The sequence below is a fragment of the Shinella sp. M31 genome (assembly GCF_049199205.1).
Lineage (GTDB): Bacteria > Pseudomonadota > Alphaproteobacteria > Rhizobiales > Rhizobiaceae > Shinella.
Map to the genome: position 1 here is coordinate 1 of NZ_JBLZPH010000116.1, position 4,420 is coordinate 4,420.

6 protein-coding genes and 1 other RNA gene are annotated in these 4,420 nt (G+C 63.1%); 3 read left to right on the plus strand and 4 right to left on the minus strand.

Annotated features, from left to right (window positions below):
- Together dnaX and ffs are read right to left on the minus strand one after the other, a co-directional pair.
- Positions 1-646 (minus strand): DNA polymerase III subunit gamma/tau (gene dnaX, locus ACOZKU_RS19320; RefSeq protein WP_421580236.1); only part of this gene is annotated, 646 nt, incomplete at its 3' end.
- A 59-nt stretch (positions 647-705) separates the two neighbouring features.
- An RNA gene (gene ffs, locus ACOZKU_RS19325) (signal recognition particle sRNA small type) lies at positions 706-803 on the minus strand.
- Positions 804-916: 113 nt separating this feature from the next.
- On the opposite strand from ffs, the gene ACOZKU_RS19330 reads away from it, so the two are divergent.
- Both ACOZKU_RS19330 and nudC read left to right on the plus strand, forming a co-directional pair.
- On the plus strand, positions 917-1,327 hold the full coding sequence (locus ACOZKU_RS19330) for an HIT domain-containing protein (RefSeq protein ID WP_244761076.1): 411 nt from the start codon (positions 917-919) through the stop codon (positions 1,325-1,327).
- On the plus strand, positions 1,324-2,298 hold the full coding sequence (gene nudC, locus ACOZKU_RS19335; RefSeq protein WP_421580237.1) for an NAD(+) diphosphatase: 975 nt from the start codon (positions 1,324-1,326) through the stop codon (positions 2,296-2,298). The genes ACOZKU_RS19330 and nudC overlap by 4 nt, the downstream gene beginning before the upstream one ends.
- 59 nt (positions 2,299-2,357) lie before the next feature.
- Here the strand turns inward: nudC and ACOZKU_RS19340 are convergent, their stop codons facing one another.
- Complete coding sequence (locus ACOZKU_RS19340; protein WP_421580238.1) at positions 2,358-3,209, minus strand: prephenate dehydratase; 852 nt, start codon at positions 3,207-3,209, stop codon at positions 2,358-2,360.
- 13 nt (positions 3,210-3,222) lie between these two features.
- Entirely contained in the window at positions 3,223-3,978 is a 756-nt protein-coding gene (locus tag ACOZKU_RS19345) for a 3-deoxy-manno-octulosonate cytidylyltransferase (RefSeq protein WP_421580239.1), read from the minus strand.
- 152 nt (positions 3,979-4,130) lie between these two features.
- Between ACOZKU_RS19345 and ACOZKU_RS19350 the strand changes: the two genes are divergently transcribed.
- A partial coding sequence (locus ACOZKU_RS19350; protein WP_421580240.1) for a c-type cytochrome occupies positions 4,131-4,420 on the plus strand: 290 nt, incomplete at its 3' end.

A 4,420-nucleotide genomic window follows, 5' to 3' on the forward strand; every position in this document is an offset into this window, starting at 1 on the left:
ATTCGACGCCTTCCTTGCCCAGAATGGTGGTGAACAGGCCGACAAGATCCGACGCGCCGATGCGGCGCAGGTCGAAACGCTGGCAGCGCGAGAGCACGGTGATCGGAACCTTGCGGATTTCCGTCGTCGCGAAGATGAACTTCACATGCTCCGGCGGCTCTTCGAGCGTCTTCAACAGGCCGTTGAAGGCCTGCGTCGAGAGCATGTGCACTTCGTCGATAATATAGACCTTGTAGCGCGCCGAAACCGGGCGGTAGCGTACCTGCTCGATGATCTCTCTAATGTCGTCGATGCCGGTATGCGAGGCGGCGTCCATTTCGATGACGTCGACATGGCGGCCTTCCATGATCGCCTGGCAATGTTCGCCGGGGATGCGAAGGTTGATCGTCGGCTTGGCGATCTCGGGGGTCTTGTAGTTCAGCGCGCGGGCGAGGATGCGGGCGGTCGTCGTCTTGCCGACCCCGCGAACGCCCGTCAGCATATAGGCTTGGGCGATACGGCCGGTCTCGAACGCATTGGTCAGCGTACGGACCATGGGCTCCTGGCCGACCATGAGATCCGAAAAATCCTTCGGCCGGTACTTTCGCGCGAGAACGCGATATGCGGCGGGCTTTTCAGTGGACGGTTTGGAGGTTTCGTCGCTCATCGACCCTGCCGTTATTCAAATGTCTGTCCCGACAGGACGGCCAGAAGCAGGACGGTAAGGTGGGAGGCTGGCACGATGACCCGTGCCGGAGCTCGTTGGGGCTGCTTCCTTCCGGACCTGACCCGGTTGGCGAGTGGCTCGTCCACCACCAACCTCCCGTCCCCCATATCGGCAATATTCCATCCGAATGCAAGCGCGGCTTACAAAAAACTGTTGGAGGGAAATCGGGCGCGTGGCATTTATCGTTGATAACAGCATGCGGGAGAGCCGATGAGCGATTTTCGACCCGACGACCGGCTGGCGCGCGACAGCGATCTCCTGACGAAGATCGGCCTGTGCGAACTGCGCCTGATGAAGGACAGCCGCTGGCCCTGGCTGGTTCTGGTGCCGCAGCGCCCCGATGTCAGCGAAATCTTCGATCTCACGCCGCTCGACCAGACCATGCTGACCTTCGAGACGACGCTCGTCGCCGAGGCGCTGAAATCCGTGACGGGCGCCACGAAGATCAATACCGGCGCGCTCGGCAATATCGTGCGCCAGCTTCATGTCCATGTCATCGCCCGCAGCGAGGGCGATCCCAACTGGCCCGGCCCCGTCTGGGGCTTCGGCACCGCCGAGCCGCGCTCGGCCGAGGAAACCAAGGCCTTTTCCGCCAAGCTTTTGGACGCAATGACCCCATGAAGCCTTCGCTTTTCGACATCTATCGCCCGCATGCGGAACCCAGCACCATGGTGGCATTTGCGGAAAATACGCTCGACCGCCAATCCGAACACCGCGCTGCCGATTGCCTGGAACAGGCCTTCAAGGCGGACAACGTGCATGCCTTCGCGCTCGCCGGCGGCAAGCTCGTCGTCAAGCATGACGAGAAGATCATCGATCCGCTATTCGCGCCCTACGAGCTTGCCGAACTCGACCCGATCCCGGACGAATCCATCCTGCTCGGTTATCTCCGGAACGGCGAGCCGCGGCTGGCGATCCCCGTGCGGGCCGATCCCGACACGCTGCAGGAGCCGCTGAAGGCCACCGACGGGCGCACGCTCTATCGCCAGCAGATGCTCGACGACGACCTGCTCGGCCAGTTCGCCCAGGCCTCCAGCCTGATGACCTGGAACGGCAACAACCGCTTCTGCGGCAAATGTGGCTCGCCGACCCGCTCGGAGATCGGCGGCTATCGCCGGGTCTGCGAGGCCTGCAACCACACGATCTTCCCGCGCACCGACCCGGTCGCCATCATGCTGGTCATCGATATCGAGCGGGACCTCTGCCTGCTCGGCCGCTCGCCGCATTTCCAGCCGGGCATGTATTCCTGCCTCGCCGGCTTCCTGGAGCCGGGCGAGACGATCGAACACACGGTGCGCCGCGAGACATTGGAGGAGTCTGGCATCAAGGTCGGCCGCGTGCGTTACCACGCCTCGCAGCCCTGGCCGATGCCGCATTCCCTGATGATCGGCTGCTACGCCGAGGCGATCTCCTTCGACATCCGCCGCGACGAGACGGAGCTGGAGGATTGCCGCTGGTTCACCCGCGCCGAGACGGCCGAGATGATCGAGCGCAACGCCATGTCCGGCGCCGCACCGGGCACCACCACGCCGCCGCCGAAGGGCGCCATCGCGCACCGGCTGATGCGCGACTGGCTGGACTGGAAGATTTAGAGCATTTTGTTTTGCCGCATTGTCCGACGCCGAAGCGGTCTCGCTTCGGCTGGAAATGCTCAGAAGGCGCTGCGCATCGGATGCGCCCGGTAGGTGCCGAGGATGCGGACCTTCTCCGAGAAGAAGCGCAGTTCGTCGAGCGCGCGGCGCACATGCACATCGTCGGGATGGCCCTCGATATCGGCGTAGAACTGCGTAGCCGTGAAGGTACCGCCGATCTGGTAGCTTTCGAGCTTCGTCATGTTGATGCCGTTGGTGGCGAAGCCGCCGAGCGCCTTGTAGAGGGCGGCCGGGATGTTGCGCACGTTGAAGATAAAGGTCGTGACGATGATCTCGTCCTCGACGCGTTCGGCGACAACAGGCTCGCGCGACAGGACGACGAAGCGCGTGACGTTGCTTTCGGTATCCTCGACATTTTCCGCGATGATCGACAAGCCGTAGAGATCGGCGGCGAGACGTGGCGCCAGCGCCGCCATCGAGCGGTCGCCGGCTTCCGAGACGAGCTTGGCCGCGCCTGCCGTATCGCCTGCGATGACGGGCTTCCAGCCGTTGAGGCGCACGATCTTGCGGCATTGGCCGAGCGCATGGATATGGCTGTGGACCGTGCGCACCTCCTCCTTGGTGACGCCGGGCAGCACCATGAGCTGGAAGCGGATCGGCATAAAATATTCGCCGACGATGTGCAGGCGCGATTCCGGCAGGAGATGGTGGATGTCGGCGACGCGGCCGGCAATCGTGTTCTCGATCGGGATCATGCCGAGATCGGCATCGCCGTTCTCGACAGCCAGCAAGGCATCCTCGAAGGTCTGGCAGGGCAGCGGATCCATGGTCGGAAACATGTCGCGGCTCGCCATGTCGGAATTGGCGCCGAACTCGCCCTGGAAGGCGATGCGGTTGGTCTTCATGGTCATGGCAGGATTCCGATCAGATGGGGTTGGCCGCAAGCATCAGGCGGGCCTTTTCGAGGTCGGCTTGAGTATCGACACCGAGCGGAACGGTGTCAACGATCTCCACATCGATCCGCATGCCGGCTTCGAGCGCCCGAAGCTGCTCCAGTGATTCCCGCTTTTCCAGCGTCGAAGGCTTCAGCGCGACGAAGGCTTCGAGCGCCTTGCGGCGATAGGCGTAGAGCCCGATGTGGTGATAGAGCGGGCCATTGCCATACGGCGCCGTCGCGCGCGTGAAATAGAGTGCGCGCAGCCGGTTTTCGGAAATCGGCGAGCCGACGACCTTCACGACGTTCGGATTGGTCTTTTCGTGCTCGTCCCGGATTTCCGTCGTCAGCGTCGCAATGTCGGTCGCGGCGCTTTCCAGCGGGCGAAGGGCGGCGCGGATTGTTTCCGGGTCGATGGTCGGCAGGTCACCCTGTACGTTGATGATCAGCTCGGCGCGGCCGTCCGGGTCGCTCTTCATGAGCGCTTCGTAGATGCGGTCGGAGCCGGACTGGTGGTCGACGCGCGTCATGACGGCCTCGAAACCGGCCGCGACGACCGCATCGAAGACCGCCTGGTCGTCGACGGCCACCACGACGCGTCCGACATCGGCAGCGGCGGCGCGGCGCGCAACCTGAACAATCATCGGCAGGCCGGCAATATCGGCGAGCGGCTTGCCCGGAAGCCGGGTCGAGGCCATGCGGGCCGGAATGAGCACGAGGGTCTTGTCAAATTTGGCGGAATTCATCGCAGGCCCTTCAAAACCCCCTGGAAAAGTGTCAAAAAGTCTCAGTGCGGGGGCTACAATCACTGTTGCAACGAAGCAGCAAAAGACATAGGTTCCGCGCGATTTCAAGACTGGCCGGTATCAGGTCCGCCGGTCGCTAGGGGAGCGTTTGGATGAACTCTTATGTGAACATGGGCGTGGGTGCCCTGCTCGGCACCGTTTTCGTGTTGATGTCCGTGTCGATCGCTTCTGAAGGCATTTTCCATTCGGGCCATCCCGAAAAGGAAGGGTTCGCGATCGTCGCCGCCGAAGGTGGCGAAGAGGGTGCAGCGGGTGGCGGTGAAGCCGCAGCCGGCACGCCGATCGCGACCCTGCTCGCCAGCGCCGATGCAACGGCCGGCGAAGCCGTCTTCAAGAAATGCGCAAGCTGTCACACCGGGGAGAAGGGTGGACCGAACAAGGT